This is a genomic window from Azospirillum sp. RU38E, assembly GCF_900188385.1.
In the GTDB taxonomy this organism is placed as follows: Bacteria; Pseudomonadota; Alphaproteobacteria; order Azospirillales; family Azospirillaceae; genus Niveispirillum.
Genome location: NZ_FZOI01000003.1, coordinates 247,671 through 264,375, shown reverse-complemented (window position 1 = coordinate 264,375; position 16,705 = coordinate 247,671). Strand labels below are relative to the sequence as shown.

Here is a 16,705-nt window from a genome sequence, read left to right as displayed (position 1 = left end):
TTTCCCGGTTCCCGATGATTTTCGAGGCCAGGGCCCGATCCGGCCCACCCCCTGGGGAGACGGCATATGAATAATGAGTTGATGAACATCTTCGGCCAGCCGCAAGGGCCGCAGAGCTTCGACCAGATCCGCATCTCGATCGCCAGCCCGGAGCGCATCCGCTCCTGGTCGTTCGGCGAAATCAAGAAGCCCGAGACGATCAACTACCGGACCTTCAAGCCGGAGCGCGACGGCCTGTTCTGCGCCCGCATTTTCGGTCCGATCAAGGATTACGAGTGCTTGTGCGGTAAGTACAAGCGCATGAAATATCGCGGCATCATCTGCGAAAAGTGCGGCGTGGAAGTGACCTTGTCCAAGGTCCGCCGCGAGCGCATGGGCCATATCGAACTGGCCTCGCCCGTTGCCCATATCTGGTTCCTGAAGTCGCTGCCGTCGCGCATCGGCCTGCTGCTGGACAGCACGCTGAAGGATCTGGAGCGCGTCCTCTATTTCGAAAACTATGTCGTTATCGAGCCGGGCCTGACCGACCTGAAGCAGGGTCAGTTGCTGTCCGAAGATGATCTGGTCGACAAGCAGGACAAGTTCGGCGAAGACGCCTTCACGGCCAAGATCGGTGCCGAGGCCCTGAAGGACATGCTGTCCTCCCTGGACCTGATCACCGAGAAGGCCAATTGCCGCGACGATCTGCGCGAAACCGCCTCGGAAGCCAAGCGCAAGAAGCTGGTCAAGCGTCTGAAGATGCTGGAAAGCTTCCTGGGCGAGCCGGTCGAGGTGGAGAATGGTCCCGCCTATGAAGCCTTCGAGGGCTACAAGGAGCGGATCGAGCGCCCCGACGGCACCACGCTCTACAAGACCTATCCGAACGCCACGCGTCCGGAATGGATGATCCTGGACGTTGTCCCGGTCATCCCGCCAGAGCTGCGCCCGCTGGTGCCGCTGGATGGTGGCCGTTTCGCCACCTCGGATCTGAATGATCTCTATCGCCGCGTCATCAACCGCAACAACCGTCTGAAGCGGCTGATTGAGCTGAAGGCGCCGGACATCATCGTCCGTAACGAAAAGCGTATGCTGCAGGAAGCGGTTGACGCGCTGTTCGACAATGGTCGCCGTGGCCGCGTCATCACCGGTGCCAACAAGCGTCCGCTGAAGTCCATCAGCGACATGCTGAAGGGCAAGCAGGGCCGCTTCCGTCAGAACCTGCTGGGTAAGCGCGTCGACTATTCCGGTCGTTCGGTTATCGTCGTGGGTCCGGAGCTGAAGCTGCACCAGTGCGGCTTGCCGAAGAAGATGGCGCTTGAGCTGTTCAAGCCCTTCATCTACGCCAAGTTGGAACTGTACGGTCTGGCCAGCACCATCAAGGCCGCCAAGCGGATGGTGGAAAAGGAACGTCCCGAGGTGTGGGACATCCTGGAAGAGGTTATCCGCGAGCATCCGGTGATGCTGAACCGCGCGCCGACCCTGCACCGTCTGGGCATCCAGGCGTTCGAACCGACCCTGATCGAAGGCAAGGCGATCCAGCTGCATCCGCTGGTCTGCACGGCGTTCAACGCCGACTTCGACGGTGACCAGATGGCCGTGCACGTGCCGCTGAGCCTTGAGGCTCAGCTGGAAGCGCGCGTCCTGATGATGTCCACCAACAACATCCTGTCGCCCGCGTCGGGCCGTCCCATCATTGTGCCGTCGCAGGATATCATCCTGGGTCTGTACTACATCACGATGGAACTGCCGGGCGCCAAGGGCGAGGGCATGGCCTTCGGTTCGATTGGCGAGATCGAGCACGCGCTGGCGGCCAAGGTCGTCACCCTGCATTCCAAGGTGCAGTCGCGCTATCACACGGTGGATGCCGAGGGTAAGCCGATCACCGTTCGCGTTACGGCCACGCCCGGCCGTATGCTGCTGTCGGAGATCCTGCCGCGCCATCCGGCCATCAAGTTCGAGCTGATCAACCGCCTTCTGACCAAGAAGGAAATCGGCAATATCATCGACGTCGTCTACCGCCATTGCGGTCAGAAGGAGACGGTGATTTTCGCCGATCGGTTGATGCGTCTGGGCTTCACCAACGCGTTCAAGGCCGGCATCTCCTTCGGTAAGGATGACATGGTCATCCCGGCCGAAAAGGGGACGCTGATCAAGGAAGCCCAGGACCGGGTGAAGGAGTTCGAGCAGCAGTATCTGGACGGTCTGATCACCCAGGGCGAAAAGTACAACAAGGTGGTCGACGTCTGGTCGGAAACGACCGAAAAGGTCGCCGGCGCCATGATGAAGGTGATCGAGCAGCCGCGTCCGGGCTTCGGCGTGAACTCGGTCTACATGATGGCCCATTCCGGTGCGCGTGGTTCGCCGGCCCAGATCAAGCAGCTGGCGGGTATGCGCGGTCTGATGGCCAAGCCTTCGGGCGAAATCATTGAGACGCCGATCATCTCCAACTTCAAGGAAGGTCTGTCGGTTCTGGAGTACTTCAACTCCACCCACGGTGCCCGTAAGGGTCTGGCCGACACCGCCTTGAAGACGGCGAACTCCGGTTACCTGACCCGTCGTCTGGTGGACGTGGCGCAGGACGCCATCATCACCGAGACGGATTGCGGTACCAAGAATGGCCTGACCGTGAAGGCGGTGATCGATGGCGGCGACGTCATTGTGCCGCTGTCCGAGCGTATCCTCGGCCGTACCGCCACCTTCGACGTGGTTCACCCGCTGACCGGCGACGTAATCGTCCCGGCCAGCGAGCTGATCACCGAGCGGGAGATCGAGCTGATCGACCGCGCCGGTATCGACACGGTGCATATCCGTTCCGTGCTGACCTGCGAAACCGAAGACGGCGTGTGTGCCCATTGCTATGGCCGCGATCTGGCCCGTGGCACCCGGGTGAACATGGGTGAGGCTGTCGGCGTCATCGCCGCCCAGTCCATCGGTGAGCCGGGCACGCAGCTGACGATGCGTACCTTCCACATCGGCGGTGCGGCGCAGCGCGGTGCCGAGCAGAGCTTCATCGAAGCGACGCTCGACGCCAAGGTGATCGTGCGCAACCGCAACCTCGTCTTGAACAGCGAGGGTGTGCCGGTGGTGATGGGCCGTAACTGCGAGCTGGCTTTGCTGGACGAGCAGGGCCGCGAACGCGCCAAGCACCGCGTGCCCTATGGTGCCAAGCTGCACAAGGCGCTGGCGGTGGACGGTTCTTCCGTCCAACGCGGTGACCGTCTGGCAGAATGGGATCCGTACACCCTGCCGATCCTGACCGAACGCGAAGGTACGGTCACCTATGTCGATCTGGTGGAAGGCGTCTCTGTCCGCGAGGTGATGGACGAAGCGACGGGTATTTCCAGCAAGGTCGTGGTTGACTGGCGTCAGCAGCCGCGTGGTGCCGATCTGCGTCCGCGCGTCACGCTGCGCGATGAGACCGGCAACGTGATCACGCTGCCGAACGGCACCGAAGCCCGTTACTTCATGAGCGTCGATGCCATCCTGTCGGTGGAGAATGGCGCGAAGGTCCGGGCCGGTGACGTGCTCGCCCGTATCCCGCGTGAAAGCTCCAAGACGCGTGACATCACCGGTGGTCTGCCGCGCGTGGCCGAGCTGTTTGAAGCCCGTCGTCCGAAGGACTTCGCCATCATCGCGGAGATCGACGGCCGGGTGGAATTCGGCAAGGACTACAAGACCAAGCGCCGCATCGTCGTGAAGAGCGACGAGACGGGGGAAGAGCGCGAGTACCTGATCCCGAAGGGCAAGCATATTGCCGTTCAGGAGGGCGATTATGTCCAGAAGGGCGACAGCCTGATGGATGGCAGCCCGGTGCCGCATGACATCCTGTCGGTCATGGGCGTGGAAGCGCTGGCCAACTACCTGATCAATGAGATCCAGGACGTCTATCGTCTGCAGGGCGTGAAGATCAACGATAAGCATATCGAAGTGATCGTCCGCCAGATGCTTCAGAAGATTGAAGTCACGGATCCCGGCGATACCACGCTGCTGATCGGTGATCAGGTTGACCGCTTCGAGTACGAGGCGGAAAACCGCGCCGTGCAGAAGCGGATGGACGAGGGTGAACTGGATCTGCGCTTTGCCACCGGCAAGCCGGTTCTCCAGGGTATCACCAAGGCCAGCCTGCAGACCCGTTCCTTCATCTCCGCCGCGTCGTTCCAGGAAACCACCCGCGTCCTGACGGAAGCGGCGGTCCAGGGCAAGAGCGACAACCTGGAAGGGCTGAAGGAAAATGTGATCGTCGGTCGCCTGATCCCGGCCGGTACCGGTTCGGTGGTGAACCGCCTGAAGGCCATCGCCGCGGAGCGCGACCGTGCGCTCCAGGCGCTGGAAGATGGCGGCGATGCCCCGGCCCTGCCGCCGGAAGCCGCTGAGTAAGGATCGCTTCTATCGTTCTGGAAAGGGCCGCCCCGCAAAGGCGGCCCTTTTCTTTTGGCAACGGGGTGTTCCGGCTTGGCAGGGATTGCGTTGCCGACTACATAAGCCCGGTCACGGGAAGAGGGAGCGTCGGCGATGGCGTCGGTCTGGTCAGGTCGGTTGGGGTTGCTGTTCGCGGCACTGGCAGGGGCCGGTGCCGCCAGCGTGGTTGGCAGCGGCCTGCGTGCCCTGCCGGGCGTTGCGGCCATTGCGGCCGATCATCCCAACCTGCTGATTTTCGCACCCCTGCCAGTGGGGGCGCTGGTGGCCGTTGCGCATATTTTCTGGTTGCGCGGGCTGTTGGCCCGGCGTCCGGTTCAGCGCAATACGGTTCCGTCGGCTGCGCCCCGCCCCTCCGCCGCCGCCCCTGCTGGCAGCCTGCGGGCCCAGGTGGAGGCTGCCAAGGCGGCGGAGGGGGAGGCGCCTGCCCGCTGGGTGCCGGAAGAACGCAACTGACGGCCGACCCGATGAACCGCACCCAACTTGCCAACGCGCTGGACCGGATGGACCGGCTCTATCCCAATGTACTGCGCCCGGATTACCGGGACGAGGTGTTGGGGCTGGGAGCCTCATTTCCGCCCCTGGTGCGCACGGCCAAGAAGCTGTCCGATCTGCTGCACCGGCTGCGCGGCGTGAAGCTGGACGCGCTGACTGACGGCCAGGTGGAGGATATCCGCCAGTTGCATGACAGTCTGCGCCTTGGCGGCCAGAAGCTGCTGGATGCAAAAGACTGGCCTTACGACAGCTGATTACAGAGCAAAATTCATCGCCACCGAAATGCGGATGCCGTCGCCATGATAGGGGGCGACGCTGTGCAGCAGCCAGGACGGAAAGATCACGATCAGCCCCGTCTCCGGCCATACCCGCTCGGCCAGACCGGCGGACAGGAAGCCCGGTGCATCCACCTTTACCGTGGGGGCGTACATGATGGGAAGGGCGCCGCGCGGGTCGCTCAGTTCCAGACAGCCGCCCAAAGACTGGCCACCATTGATGCCGCCATCATCGACATAGACCACCGCCGACCAGACGGCGCCGGGATGATAATGCGGCATGTTGCCATTGCCGCGCCGGTTGATATTGGCCCAGGCATTGACCCGCCAGGGTAGCGGGCGCTTTTCCAGCTTGCCGCCTTCCACAATGGTGGTCAGACGGTTGATCATCTCGGTCACGCCGTCAACCAAAGCCCCGCCGGCGGCGCCCGTCCAGGCGATGAAATCATCGTGGGATTGCCAGCCACCATCATTGCTGTGCTGGATGCCGCCCGGATCGCTGTCCTCCCGCGCCAGGATGATCTCTCGCAAGCTTGTCAATAATCGGGAATCCCGGCCCAGATTGGCAGTAACAAGGGGGGTGGCAAAAAGCGGTTTGATCTGCACGGGCAGCGGGCTCCGACGAAAGGTGCCGCCATTATAATCCACGCTTGCCCGCGCTGGCAAACGGGCTCAGCCGCCGAACAGTACCCGGTACATCAACCGCCCGGGTAACAGGGTGAAGCCGCCGGTGATCAGCAGGCCCAGAATATAAAGCAGGATCATGCCGCGCTTATGCTGGGCGATGCGCCCCTGGCGCGCTGCTATGATTGCCTTGATCAGGGCATAGAGCACAAAGATTGAAAGCAGGTGGATGGGGCTGAAGGGCCCGATCACACGCAGTTCGTGAATGGCGAAGGAGGACAGGGCCACCAGGGCCATGCCGGTTACCCAAAGATAACCGAGGCCGCGATGCAGGGGCGTGCCCTTGGGCATAGCGAACTGAACGGCCCCCAGCATGATTGCCAGGGCGGCCAGGACCGCATGTGCCTGAATGATTGGTGTGGCGGCGCTGAACGCCGCCCAACCCCCGTTCCCCATGTTACCCCCTGTGAGCGTCGTTCGGGCCGGCTTTGCGCCAGCCTGTTATTTCAAGGGGGTAACAGGAAACAGCTCGATAGGAAAGGCTCAGCCGACCCGGCTGCCCCACAGGTCATACTCGTCAGATTCATCAATCTTGACGCGCACCATGTCACCCGGCTTCAGATCGGTCTCGCCATTCAGGAAGACATTGCCGTCGATCTCCGGCGCGTCAGACCAGGAACGGCCGATGGCTCCATCCTCGTCCACCTCATCAATCAGCACATCCATGTCGCGGCCCACCTTGGCGGCGAAGCGCGCGGCGCTGATTTCCTGCTGGTGGGCCATCAGGCGGTTCCAGCGTTCCTCCTGCACCTCCGGCGGCACCGCACCGGGGATCTCATTGGCGGGCGCGCCTTCAACCGGTTCGTACTTGAAGCAGCCCAGACGGTCGATCTGCGCCTCGGTCAGCCAGTCCAGCAGATACTGGAAATCCTGCTCCGTCTCACCAGGGAAGCCGACGATGAAGGTGGAACGCAGGGTCAGGTCGGGGCAGCCCTGGCGCCACATCTTGATCCGGTCCAGCACCTTGTCGGTATTGGCCGGGCGTTTCATGGCCTTCAGCACATTGGGGGCGGCGTGCTGGAAGGGGATGTCCAGATAGGGCAGCACCTTGCCGTCCGCCATCAGCCCGATCACCTCATCCACATGCGGATAGGGATAGACATAGTGCAGGCGGATCCAAGCGCCGAGATCGCCCAGCTCGCGCGCCAGATCGATGAACTTGGCGCGGACCTGGCGGCCCTTCCACTTGCTCTCGGCATAGCGGGTATCCATGCCATAGGCGGAGGTATCCTGGCTGACCACCAGGATTTCCTTCACGCCGGCCTTCACCAGCGCTTCAGCCTCCGCCAGCACCATATTGGCCGGGCGGGAGACCAGATCACCCCGGATGGACGGGATGATGCAGAAGGTGCAGCGGTTGTTGCAGCCCTCGGAAATCTTCAGATAGGCATAATGGCGCGGCGTCAGGCGCAGGCCCTGCGGCGGCACCACATCCAGGTAAGGATCGTGGCGGGGCGGCACGACATCGTGTACCGCATTCACCACCTGCTCATACTGGTGGGGGCCGGTGACGGCCAGCACATTGGGATGGCTCTGCCGGATCAGGCTCTCTTCCTTGCCCAGGCAGCCGGTGACGATGACCTTGCCATTTTCCTTGATGGCTTCCCCGATGGCTTCCAGGCTTTCCGCCTTGGCAGAGTCCAGAAAGCCGCAGGTATTGACCAGCACCACATCCGCCCCGTCATAGGAGCCGGAAATCTCATACCCTTCCGAGCGCAGCTTGGTCAGGATGCGTTCACTGTCCACCAGCGCCTTGGGGCAGCCGAGCGAGACGATGCCCACCTTGGGGGCCGTGGGAAGGGTGATGGCAGGCTTGGTCATGGGGGTAGGTCCTTCGCGGGAAGGCGCCTATATAAGGCCAGACAGGCTGCACCGCCAGCCCATGCGCCGCATGACGGGCCGGCGGTGGCAGCAAATGGCGCATGGGCCGCGCGGGACAGCGGCCCTCGCATGATATAGAATGGCTGACGTAACCGACCCTGCGGGGAGGCTCCCATGGTTCTGACAGCGCGGCATGATGGCGGACGGATGAGCGTGGCGGAATTCCTGGCCTGGAATGCCGGCGACGATCTCCGTTATGAACTGGTGGATGGTGTGCCGGTGGCGCAGTCAGCGCCGTCGTCAGCGCATGGTGTTGCCGCAATCAATATCGGCGCCACGCTAAGATCATCGCTGCGGGCATCCCGTCGCCCTTGCTTGGTTGAAACCGGCAGCGCCCTGAGGATTACGGGCCGCAGCAATGTTCGTGTGCCGGACGTTCTGGTTCGCTGCGGCTCCCGTGTGGCGGGGGAGGGAACGCCCCTGCTGGCCGTTGAGGTGCTTTCCCCTGCCAACTCCGCCGATGAAATGGCGGCCAAGCGCGAGGATTACGCCCTCTGCGGCATCCGGGAGGTGCTGGAGGTCAGCCAGGAACGGGCCGCCGTCCATCTCTATAGCCATGAAGGCGGTGCCGGCTGGCGGTTGTTGAGCATTATCGGCCTGGAAAGCGCTGTCCGCCTGGATAGTGTCGATGCCGTGCTGGCGCTCGCTGATATTTATGAGGGTGTGTTCCCAGCGGAAGAGGCGGCGGCGGAGGGCTGAACCATGGCGGTCTCCATTAAAGTCGATCCAGCGCCGCGGATGAGCGTTGAGGAATTCCTGGTCTGGGATTCCGGTGATGATCTCCGCTATGAGCTGGTGGAGGGCGTCGTCGTCGCCCAGTCTGCCCCGGCCCGGCCGCATGGCCGGCTGGTGGCCAATTTCAGTATTTCTATCGGCACCCGCCTGCGTGCCGCCAAACGACCCTGTGCCCCGGAAGCGGGCACGGTGCTGCGGATCGACCGGCGCTGGACGGTGCGCGCACCCGATCTGCTGGTGCGCTGTGGGCCCAATGCGCGGGATGCCGATACGCCCGTGCTGGCGATTGAGGTCCTGTCCCCTTCCAACTCCGCGTCCGAGATGGCGCGCAAGCGCGACGATTACGCCTCGGTCGGCATCATGGAGGTTTTGGAGGTGGAGCAGGACCGGCCGGAGATTCGCATTCATCGCCAGGATAGTGACCGCTGGGTGATCGAAACCGCCCGCGGTCTGGACGGGGTGCTGGCTCTGCCGAGTCTGGGGCTGGAGATGCCGCTGGCCGAACTTTATGCCGATATTCTGCCCGATGACGCCCCGCTGGATGCCACGGTGGACGCCTGAGCGACGTTCATCGCGGTCTGGCGGTCTTCCGCCCAGCCCTGCGGACTCCGGAGGGGGCCGTTGCGCGCTGAACGTGGCGGAAATCCAAGGGTCGTGCTTGACGGTCCCGTGACTCATCCATATAGTCCCGCAACCTATTTCGGGGGGGAAGGCAAGGTGTACCTATCGGGTGCCCAGGCATGTCCCCCAGACCTGGCTTGATCCCTGTGCTGAGGGGCTGGCCGGCGCTAACCGGAACAGTCGATAGCCGCAACCGAGTCCTTGTTCGGACGGCGTATGGAAACGACCCCGCGCGGAGCCGTTGGTTTCGCAAGCGGGTATTTTTCGTCCGTCGTCACGAGTGCCGAATCAGGGAATTGCGCGTGGCCTGGATTGGAATTCGATTCCCCGGTGACGGGGACGACAGCAAAGGCGAAGGGCTTTCATGCCGACGATCAGTCAGTTGATCCGCAAGCCGCGGGCTCCGTTGGTGGCCCGGGACAAGGTGCCGGCCCTGCAGGAGTGCCCGCAGAAGCGTGGCGTCTGCACCCGTGTTTACACCACCACCCCGAAGAAGCCGAACTCGGCACTCCGTAAGGTTGCCCGCGTGCGCCTCACGAACGGCTACGAGGTCATCAGCTATATCCCCGGTGAAGGTCACAACCTCCAGGAACACTCGGTCGTCATGATCCGTGGTGGTCGTGTGAAGGATCTTCCCGGTGTGCGTTACCACATCATCCGCGGCACGCTCGATACTCAGGGCGTTAAGGACCGTAAGCAGCGTCGTTCCAAGTACGGCGCGAAGCGGCCCAAGTAAGGAGATCGAGTTATGTCCCGTCGTCGTAAAGCCGATAAGCGCGAAGTTCTGCCTGACGCCAAGTTTGGCGACATCGTGCTGACCAAGTTCATGAACTGCCTGATGTATGACGGCAAGAAGTCGGTGGCCGAGTCCATCGTCTATGGCGCCCTCGATCGCATCGAGCAGAAGGCAAAGCAGGATCCCCTGCAGCTGTTCCATGACGCCCTGAACAACGTCCGTCCGTACCTGGAAGTGCGTTCCCGCCGCGTTGGTGGTGCGACTTATCAGGTTCCGGTGGAAGTCCGTACCGACCGTGCGCAGGCTCTGGCGATCCGCTGGATCATCGGTGCTGCCCGCAACCGTTCGGAAAACACCATGACCGAGCGCCTGTCCGGTGAACTGCTCGACGCTGCCCAGCAGCGCGGCACCGCCGTGAAGAAGCGCGAAGACACCCACCGTATGGCAGAGGCCAACAAGGCCTTCTCGCACTACCGCTGGTAATGACGAGAGCCTGAAGGCGGATATCCCCGAATGCCCCGTTCCCACCCCATCGAACGCTATCGGAATATTGGCATTGCCGCGCATGTTGATGCCGGCAAGACCACGACGACCGAGCGTGTTCTCTTTTATACGGGGCGGTCCTATCGCATTGGCGAGGTCGATAACGGCACCGCCACGATGGACTGGATGGAGCAGGAGCGGGAGCGGGGAATCACCATCACCTCGGCGGCCACGACCTGTTTCTGGAAGGATCACCGCGTCAATATCATCGACACGCCGGGCCATGTCGACTTCATGATTGAGGTCGAGCGCAGCTTCCGTGTTCTTGATGGCGTGGTGGCCCTTTTCGATGCCGTGGCCGGCGTGGAGCCGCAGTCGGAGACCGTGTGGCGGCAGGCGGACAAGTACCGCGTGCCGCGTATCTGCTTCATCAACAAGATGGACAGGGCGGGCGCCGATTTCCACGGCACGGTCGGCATGATCCGGGAGCGCCTGGGCGCCAACGCGATTGTGCTGCAACTGCCGTTGGGGGTGGAGCAGGGCTTCGCCGGTGTCATCGACCTCGTCGCCTTCAAGGCGGTGGTTTGGGATGATGACATGCTGGGGGCCCGGTTCCGGACCGTGGATGTTCCGGCCGATCTGCTGGAAGAGGCAAAGGCGCATCGCGCCCGCCTTGTCGAGCAGGCGGTGGAGATGGATGAAGCGGCGACCGACGCCTATCTCTCGGGGCAGGAACCCGACGAGGCTGGGCTGCGGGCGCTGATCCGCAAGGGCACGGTTGCCCAGCGGCTGGTGCCGGTGCTGTGTGGTTCCGCGTTCAAGAACAAGGGTGTTCAGCCGATGCTGGATGCCGTGGTGGATTATCTGCCCTCGCCGGTGGATGTCGCCGCTGTTCAGGGCGTGGGGCTGGATGGGGCCCTTGTCAGCCGTGCTGCCACCGATGAGGCGCCGTTCGCGGCGCTGGCCTTCAAGGTGATGGACGATCTGGTTGCCGGTACCTTGACCTTTGCCCGCATCTATTCCGGCAGCTTGCGCCAGGGGGCCGTCATGGCGAACCCCGGCAAACAGTCGGAAGAGAGCATCGGCCGCATGTTGCTGATGCATGCGAACAGCCGGGAAGAGATCGAAGAGGCCCATGCTGGCGACATTGTCGCCTTTGCGTCGCTGGAAGCGACCAGCACGGGCGATACGCTCTGCGATCCTGCCCATCCGATCCTGCTGGAACGGATGGAATTTCCCGAGCCGGTGATCGAAGTGGTGGTGGAGCCGCGCACCGACGCGGACCATGACCGGATGGCGGTGGCACTGGGTCGGCTGGCGGCGGAGGATCCATCGTTCCGCGTCGGTCGTGATGCGGAAAGTGGTCAGGTGGCGCTGCGCGGCATGGGTGAACTCCATCTGGAGATCATCGTTGACCGGCTGCGTCGCGACTTCAAGGTGGATGCTTCTGTCGGCAAGCCCAAGGTGGCTTACCGGGAAGCGCTGACCCAGCGGGCCGAGGCGGACGTCACCCATAAGCGCCAGCTGGGTGTGACGGGACAGTTCGCCCGGTTGAAGCTGGTGGTGGAACCGACCCCGAAAGGGAGCGGCTTTGCGCTGGTGAACAAGGTACCGGCTGAACAGCTGCCAAAGGAATTCCTGCCCGGTATCCGGGCGGGTCTCGAGGCTGCCTTGTCGGGTGGTGCGGTGGCCGGTTATCCGGTCATGGATGTGCGGGTGGAACTGGTGGAAGCCGGTTGCCACGATGTTGACAGCTCGCTGCCGGCATTCGAGGCGGCGGCGCGGATGGCGATGCGCGAAGCCTTCGCCAGGGCGCGGCCGGTGTTGCTGGAACCGGTGATGAAGGTCGAGGTAACGACCCCGGAGGAATATCTGGGCGACATTATCGGTGACCTGAACAGCCGCCGGGGCCAGATTGCCGGAATCGATCAGCGGGGCAATGCCCATGTGATCGGGGCGGCAGTGCCGCTGGCGACGATGTTTGGTTATGTGAACACGCTGCGGTCCGTCAGCCAGGGGCGTGCCCAGTATACGATGCAGTTTGACCGTTACGAGCAGGCGCCCCAGGCGATTGCCGATGGAATCCGCGCCAAGGTGGCTTGAAGCCAACCGGCCGTAAACCGATTGAATAGAGGACGAGAAAATGGCGAAGGCAAAGTTTGAGCGGACGAAGCCGCACTGCAACATCGGCACGATCGGCCACGTTGACCACGGCAAGACGTCGCTGACCGCGGCGATCACCAAGGTTCTGGCCGAGAAGGGCGGCGCGACCTTCACCGCCTATGACCAGATCGACAAGGCTCCGGAAGAGAAGGCTCGTGGTATCACGATCTCGACCGCGCACGTTGAGTATGAGACGGACAACCGTCACTATGCGCACGTGGACTGCCCGGGCCACGCCGACTATGTGAAGAACATGATCACCGGTGCCGCCCAGATGGACGGCGCGATCCTGGTCTGCTCTGCCGCTGACGGCCCGATGCCGCAGACCCGCGAGCACATCCTGCTGGCCCGTCAGGTCGGCGTGCCGGCGCTGGTGGTGTTCCTGAACAAGATGGATCTGGCCGACCCGGATCTGGTGGAACTGGTCGAGCTGGAGCTGCGCGAGCTGCTGTCCTCCTACGGCTTCCCCGGCGACGATATTCCGATCGTTCCCGGCTCTGCCGTTTGCGCCCTGAACGACACGCAGCCGGAAATCGGCCGCGAAGCCGTTCTGAAGCTGATGGCCGAGGTTGACCGTTACATCCCGCAGCCGGATCGTCCGGTTGACCTGCCGTTCCTGATGCCGATCGAAGACGTGTTCTCGATCTCCGGCCGTGGCACCGTGGTGACCGGTCGCGTCGAGAAGGGTATCGTCAAGGTCGGTGAAGAAGTCGAAATCGTCGGTCTGAAGGACACGGTGAAGACGACGGTGACCGGCGTTGAAATGTTCCGCAAGCTGCTGGACCAGGGCCAGGCTGGCGATAACATCGGTGCGCTGCTGCGCGGCACGAAGCGTGAAGACGTTGAGCGCGGTCAGGTTCTGGCCAAGCCGGGCTCGATCAAGCCGCACACGGACTTCGAAGCCGAGACCTACATCCTGACCAAGGAAGAAGGCGGCCGTCACACCCCGTTCTTCGCCAACTACCGTCCGCAGTTCTACTTCCGCACCACGGACGTGACCGGTTCGGTGACCCTGCCGGAAGGCACGGAAATGGTGATGCCGGGCGACAACATCCGCTTCGCCGTGAAGCTGATCGCCCCGATCGCCATGGACGAAGGCCTGCGCTTCGCCATCCGTGAAGGCGGCCGTACCGTCGGCGCCGGCGTGGTGTCGAAGATCGTCAAGTAATACTGCGTCCCGATGGGCCCGTCCCATCGGGGCTTAGTACGGCGGCGTTGGCGACCGATCTTCCGTTCTTGGCTGTGATGGCTGGGGCGAAAGATTGGTCGCATGACGACGCATTACAGCAATGTGAAGGAGCCGGCCCGAAAGTGCTTGGGGCCGGCTCCTTCTTTGGGTATAAACCCTGCTCTTTTTGGGGTCTAGGACATGGACAATCAGAATATCCGGATCCGCCTGAAGGCGTTTGATCATCGCGTGCTCGACCAGAGCACCAGCGAGATCGTCAACACCGCAAAGCGGACCGGTGCGCGCGTCCGCGGTCCGATTCCGCTGCCCACGCAGCTGGAAAAGTTCACGGTCAACCGCAGCCCGCACATCGACAAGAAGTCGCGGGAGCAGTTCGAAATCCGCACCCACAAGCGCCTGCTCGACATCGTCGATCCGACGCCGCAGACCGTGGATGCGCTGATGAAGCTTGATCTGGCCGCCGGCGTCGACGTCGAGATCAAGCTGTAAGAGTTAAGTACCTGGTTTTGTGCGTACGGGACCTCTCCCGATCCTGAGGATGTCCCGAGTGAGGAGAAAACAGATGCGATCCGGATTGATCGCGCAGAAGGTCGGCATGACCCGCGTCTTCACCGATGAAGGCGAAAGCGTGCCGGTGACTGTGCTGAAGCTGGACCAGGTCCAGGTCGTCGCCCACAAGACGGAAGAGAAGGATGGCTACACCGCCCTCCAGCTCGGTGCCGTCAAGGCCAAGGTGAAGAACGTCGCCAAGGCCCAGCGTGAGGTGTTCGCCCGGGCCAAGGTCGAGCCGAAGAAGAAGCTCGTGGAATTCCGCGTTGAGCCCGCCAACCTGATCGAGGTTGGTGCTGAGCTGACCGCGGATCATTTCGTTGCCGGCCAGTTCGTCGACGTGCAGGGCACGACCCTCGGTAAGGGTTTTGCCGGCGGTATGAAGCGCTGGAATTTCGGTGGTCTGCGCGCGACCCACGGTGTGTCCGTGTCGCACCGCTCCATCGGTTCCACCGGTGGTCGCCAGGATCCCGGTAAGACCTTCAAGAACAAGAAGATGCCCGGTCACCTCGGTTCCGAGACCGTGACCGTGCAGAATCTGAAGGTCGTGTCGGTTGATGCCGAACGCGGTCTGATCCTGGTCAAGGGCGCTGTCCCGGGCCATGAGGGCGCTTTCGTCCTGGTCAAGGATGCCGTCAAGAAGAAGCTGCCCGAGGGCGTGCCGTTCCCCGGCGCTTTCCGTGCCCCGGCGGCCGAAGCTCCTGCGGCGCAGGAGGGCTGATAAATGAAGACGTCCGTTAAGAACCTGAATAACGAGACCGTTGGCGAGATCGAGCTGTCGGAAGACGTGTTCGGCCTGCCTTCTCGTCAGGACATCCTGGCGCGCATGGTGCTGTGGCAGCTCGCCAAGCGCCGCGCCGGTACGCACAAGACCAAGGGCATTTCCGACATTTCCGGCACCACGAAGAAGCCGTGGCGCCAGAAGGGCACCGGCCGTGCTCGTCAGGGCTCGCTGCGCTCGCCGCAGTTCCGTGGCGGTGCGCGCATTTTCGGGCCTGTCGTTCGTTCCCACGAACATGACATGACCAAGAAGGTCCGCAAGCTGGCGCTGAAGACCGCCCTGTCGGTCAAGGCTGCTGAAGGCAAGCTGGTCGTTCTGGAGAGCGCTGTTACCGAAACGCACAAGACCAAGGTGCTGTTCGGCCAGCTGCAGGCCCTGGGCCTGACCTCTGCTCTGATCATCGACGGTGCGAACCTGAACGAGCAGTTCACCCGCGCCGCTCGCAACATCCCGCACATCGATGTGCTGCCGGAGCAGGGCGCCAACGTGTACGACATTCTGCGCAAGGACGTTCTCGTCCTGACGCGTAATGCCGTCGAGCAGCTGGAGGCTCGCCTGAAATGAGCACTGCCAAGAAGACGATTGTCTCGGCCGAGCGCATGTACGATCTGATCGTCGCGCCCGTGATCACCGAGAAGGCCACCATGGGCTCCGAGCATAACCAGGTCACCTTCAAGGTGCGTCTGGATGCGAAGAAGCCGGAAATCAAGGCCGCGGTCGAAGGCCTGTTCAAGGTGAAGGTCACGGCGGTTAATACCGTTGTGGTCAAGGGGAAGACCAAGCGCTTCCGTGGGACGATCGGTCGCCGGTCGGACTACAAGAAGGCCGTGGTCACCCTCGCCGAGGGCAGCACGATCGACGTGACCACCGGGGTGTGAGGACAGAGCGATGGCACTGAAGACTTTCCGTCCCATTACGCCGAGCCTCCGCCAGCTGGTTATGGTGGATCGCTCCGAGCTGTACAAGGGCAAGCCCGTCAAGATGCTGACCGAGGGTCTTTCCTCCTCGGGTGGCCGTAACAACACGGGTCGTATCACCGCCCGCCGTATCGGCGGCGGTCACAAGCGCACCTACCGTATCGTCGACTTCAAGCGTCGCAAGTTCGACATGCCGGCGACGGTTGAGCGTCTGGAATACGATCCCAACCGTACCGGCTTCATCGCTCTGGTGAAGTATGAGGACGGCACGCTCTCCTACATTCTGGCGCCGCAGCGCCTGAAGGCTGGCGATGTGATCATCGCTGGTGAGAAGGTTGACGTGAAGCCCGGCAACGCCATGCCGCTGAAGAACATTCCCGTTGGCACGATCGTGCACAATGTGGAGCTGAAGGCGGGCAAGGGCGGTCAGCTGGCGCGTTCCGCCGGCACCTACCTGCAGCTGGTCGGTCGCGACCAGGGCTATGCTCAGCTGAAGCTGCCCTCGGGCGAGCTGCGCATGGTTCGCGGCGAGTGCATGGCCACGATCGGCGCCGTCTCCAACCCCGACCAGTCCAACGTGGTGATCGCCAAGGCTGGTCGTAACCGCTGGCTGGGTAAGCGTCCGTCGGTTCGTGGTGTTGCCATGAACCCGATCGATCACCCGCATGGTGGTGGTGAAGGCCGCACTTCCGGTGGTCGTCATCCGGTCACCCCCTGGGGCAAGCCGACTAAGGGCAAGAAGACGCGTCAGAACAAGGCCACGGATAAGCTCATTATCCGTCGTCGCGCTAAGTAAGGAGT

17 protein-coding genes are annotated in these 16,705 nt (G+C 62.8%); 14 read left to right on the top strand and 3 right to left on the bottom strand.

The genetic code is table 11. The features are described from left to right. Positions 1-66: 66 nt before the first annotated feature. The 3 genes from rpoC to CHB97_RS08660 all read left to right on the top strand — a co-directional run bounded on the left by rpoC (position 67) and on the right by CHB97_RS08660 (position 5,144). A complete protein-coding gene (gene rpoC, locus CHB97_RS08670; protein ID WP_143270792.1) occupies positions 67-4,356 on the top strand; it encodes a DNA-directed RNA polymerase subunit beta' in 4,290 nt (1,429 codons plus the stop codon). A 135-nt stretch (positions 4,357-4,491) separates the two neighbouring features. Continuing rightward, complete coding sequence (locus tag CHB97_RS08665) at positions 4,492-4,851, top strand: hypothetical protein (RefSeq protein ID WP_089287569.1); 360 nt, start codon at positions 4,492-4,494, stop codon at positions 4,849-4,851. An 11-nt stretch (positions 4,852-4,862) separates the two neighbouring features. Continuing rightward, the gene (locus CHB97_RS08660) at positions 4,863-5,144 is read left to right on the top strand and encodes a hypothetical protein (protein ID WP_089287568.1); all 282 of its coding nucleotides are present in this window, start codon (positions 4,863-4,865) and stop codon (positions 5,142-5,144) included. Here the strand turns inward: CHB97_RS08660 and CHB97_RS08655 are convergent, their stop codons facing one another. The 3 genes from CHB97_RS08655 to rimO form a co-directional block, all read right to left on the bottom strand. Further along, positions 5,145-5,771: a TIGR02466 family protein gene (locus CHB97_RS08655; RefSeq protein ID WP_160105698.1), complete on the bottom strand. Its 627-nt coding sequence runs from the start codon at positions 5,769-5,771 to the stop codon at positions 5,145-5,147. Between the two features lie 66 nt (positions 5,772-5,837). Next, a complete protein-coding gene (locus CHB97_RS08650) occupies positions 5,838-6,245 on the bottom strand; it encodes a DUF2306 domain-containing protein (RefSeq protein WP_089287566.1) in 408 nt (135 codons plus the stop codon). Between the two features lie 87 nt (positions 6,246-6,332). Further along, positions 6,333-7,670, bottom strand: coding sequence for a 30S ribosomal protein S12 methylthiotransferase RimO (rimO, locus tag CHB97_RS08645; protein WP_089287565.1), 1,338 nt, complete (start codon positions 7,668-7,670; stop codon positions 6,333-6,335). A 174-nt stretch (positions 7,671-7,844) separates the two neighbouring features. On the opposite strand from rimO, the gene CHB97_RS08640 reads away from it, so the two are divergent. The 11 genes from CHB97_RS08640 to rplB all read left to right on the top strand — a co-directional run bounded on the left by CHB97_RS08640 (position 7,845) and on the right by rplB (position 16,700). After that, positions 7,845-8,429 (top strand): Uma2 family endonuclease, encoded by a 585-nt coding sequence (locus tag CHB97_RS08640; protein ID WP_089287564.1) that lies wholly within the window; start codon positions 7,845-7,847, stop codon positions 8,427-8,429. A gap of 3 nt (positions 8,430-8,432) precedes the next feature. Beyond that, positions 8,433-9,026, top strand: coding sequence for a Uma2 family endonuclease (locus CHB97_RS08635; protein ID WP_089287563.1), 594 nt, complete (start codon positions 8,433-8,435; stop codon positions 9,024-9,026). A 424-nt stretch (positions 9,027-9,450) separates the two neighbouring features. Continuing rightward, positions 9,451-9,822, top strand: a complete 372-nt coding sequence (rpsL, locus tag CHB97_RS08630) for a 30S ribosomal protein S12 (protein ID WP_029013599.1) — start codon at positions 9,451-9,453, stop codon at positions 9,820-9,822. 12 nt (positions 9,823-9,834) lie between these two features. Beyond that, the gene (gene rpsG / locus CHB97_RS08625; protein ID WP_089287562.1) at positions 9,835-10,305 is read left to right on the top strand and encodes a 30S ribosomal protein S7; all 471 of its coding nucleotides are present in this window, start codon (positions 9,835-9,837) and stop codon (positions 10,303-10,305) included. A gap of 30 nt (positions 10,306-10,335) precedes the next feature. Next, positions 10,336-12,408, top strand: coding sequence for an elongation factor G (gene fusA / locus CHB97_RS08620; protein ID WP_089287561.1), 2,073 nt, complete (start codon positions 10,336-10,338; stop codon positions 12,406-12,408). Positions 12,409-12,448: 40 nt separating this feature from the next. After that, positions 12,449-13,636: an elongation factor Tu gene (tuf, locus tag CHB97_RS08615; protein ID WP_089287560.1), complete on the top strand. Its 1,188-nt coding sequence runs from the start codon at positions 12,449-12,451 to the stop codon at positions 13,634-13,636. Positions 13,637-13,837: 201 nt separating this feature from the next. Beyond that, positions 13,838-14,146, top strand: a complete 309-nt coding sequence (gene rpsJ, locus CHB97_RS08610) for a 30S ribosomal protein S10 (RefSeq protein ID WP_029013602.1) — start codon at positions 13,838-13,840, stop codon at positions 14,144-14,146. A 73-nt stretch (positions 14,147-14,219) separates the two neighbouring features. Beyond that, a complete protein-coding gene (gene rplC, locus CHB97_RS08605; protein WP_089287559.1) occupies positions 14,220-14,927 on the top strand; it encodes a 50S ribosomal protein L3 in 708 nt (235 codons plus the stop codon). Positions 14,928-14,930: 3 nt separating this feature from the next. Beyond that, positions 14,931-15,551 carry a 50S ribosomal protein L4 gene (rplD, locus tag CHB97_RS08600; RefSeq protein ID WP_089287558.1) on the top strand — a complete coding sequence of 207 codons (621 nt, stop codon included), beginning with the start codon at positions 14,931-14,933 and terminating at the stop codon, positions 15,549-15,551. Continuing rightward, entirely contained in the window at positions 15,548-15,865 is a 318-nt protein-coding gene (locus CHB97_RS08595) for a 50S ribosomal protein L23 (protein ID WP_089287557.1), read from the top strand. The genes rplD and CHB97_RS08595 overlap by 4 nt, the downstream gene beginning before the upstream one ends. Before the next feature lie 10 nt (positions 15,866-15,875). Then, positions 15,876-16,700 carry a 50S ribosomal protein L2 gene (gene rplB / locus CHB97_RS08590; protein ID WP_089287556.1) on the top strand — a complete coding sequence of 275 codons (825 nt, stop codon included), beginning with the start codon at positions 15,876-15,878 and terminating at the stop codon, positions 16,698-16,700. The last annotated feature ends 5 nt before the right edge of the window (positions 16,701-16,705 follow it).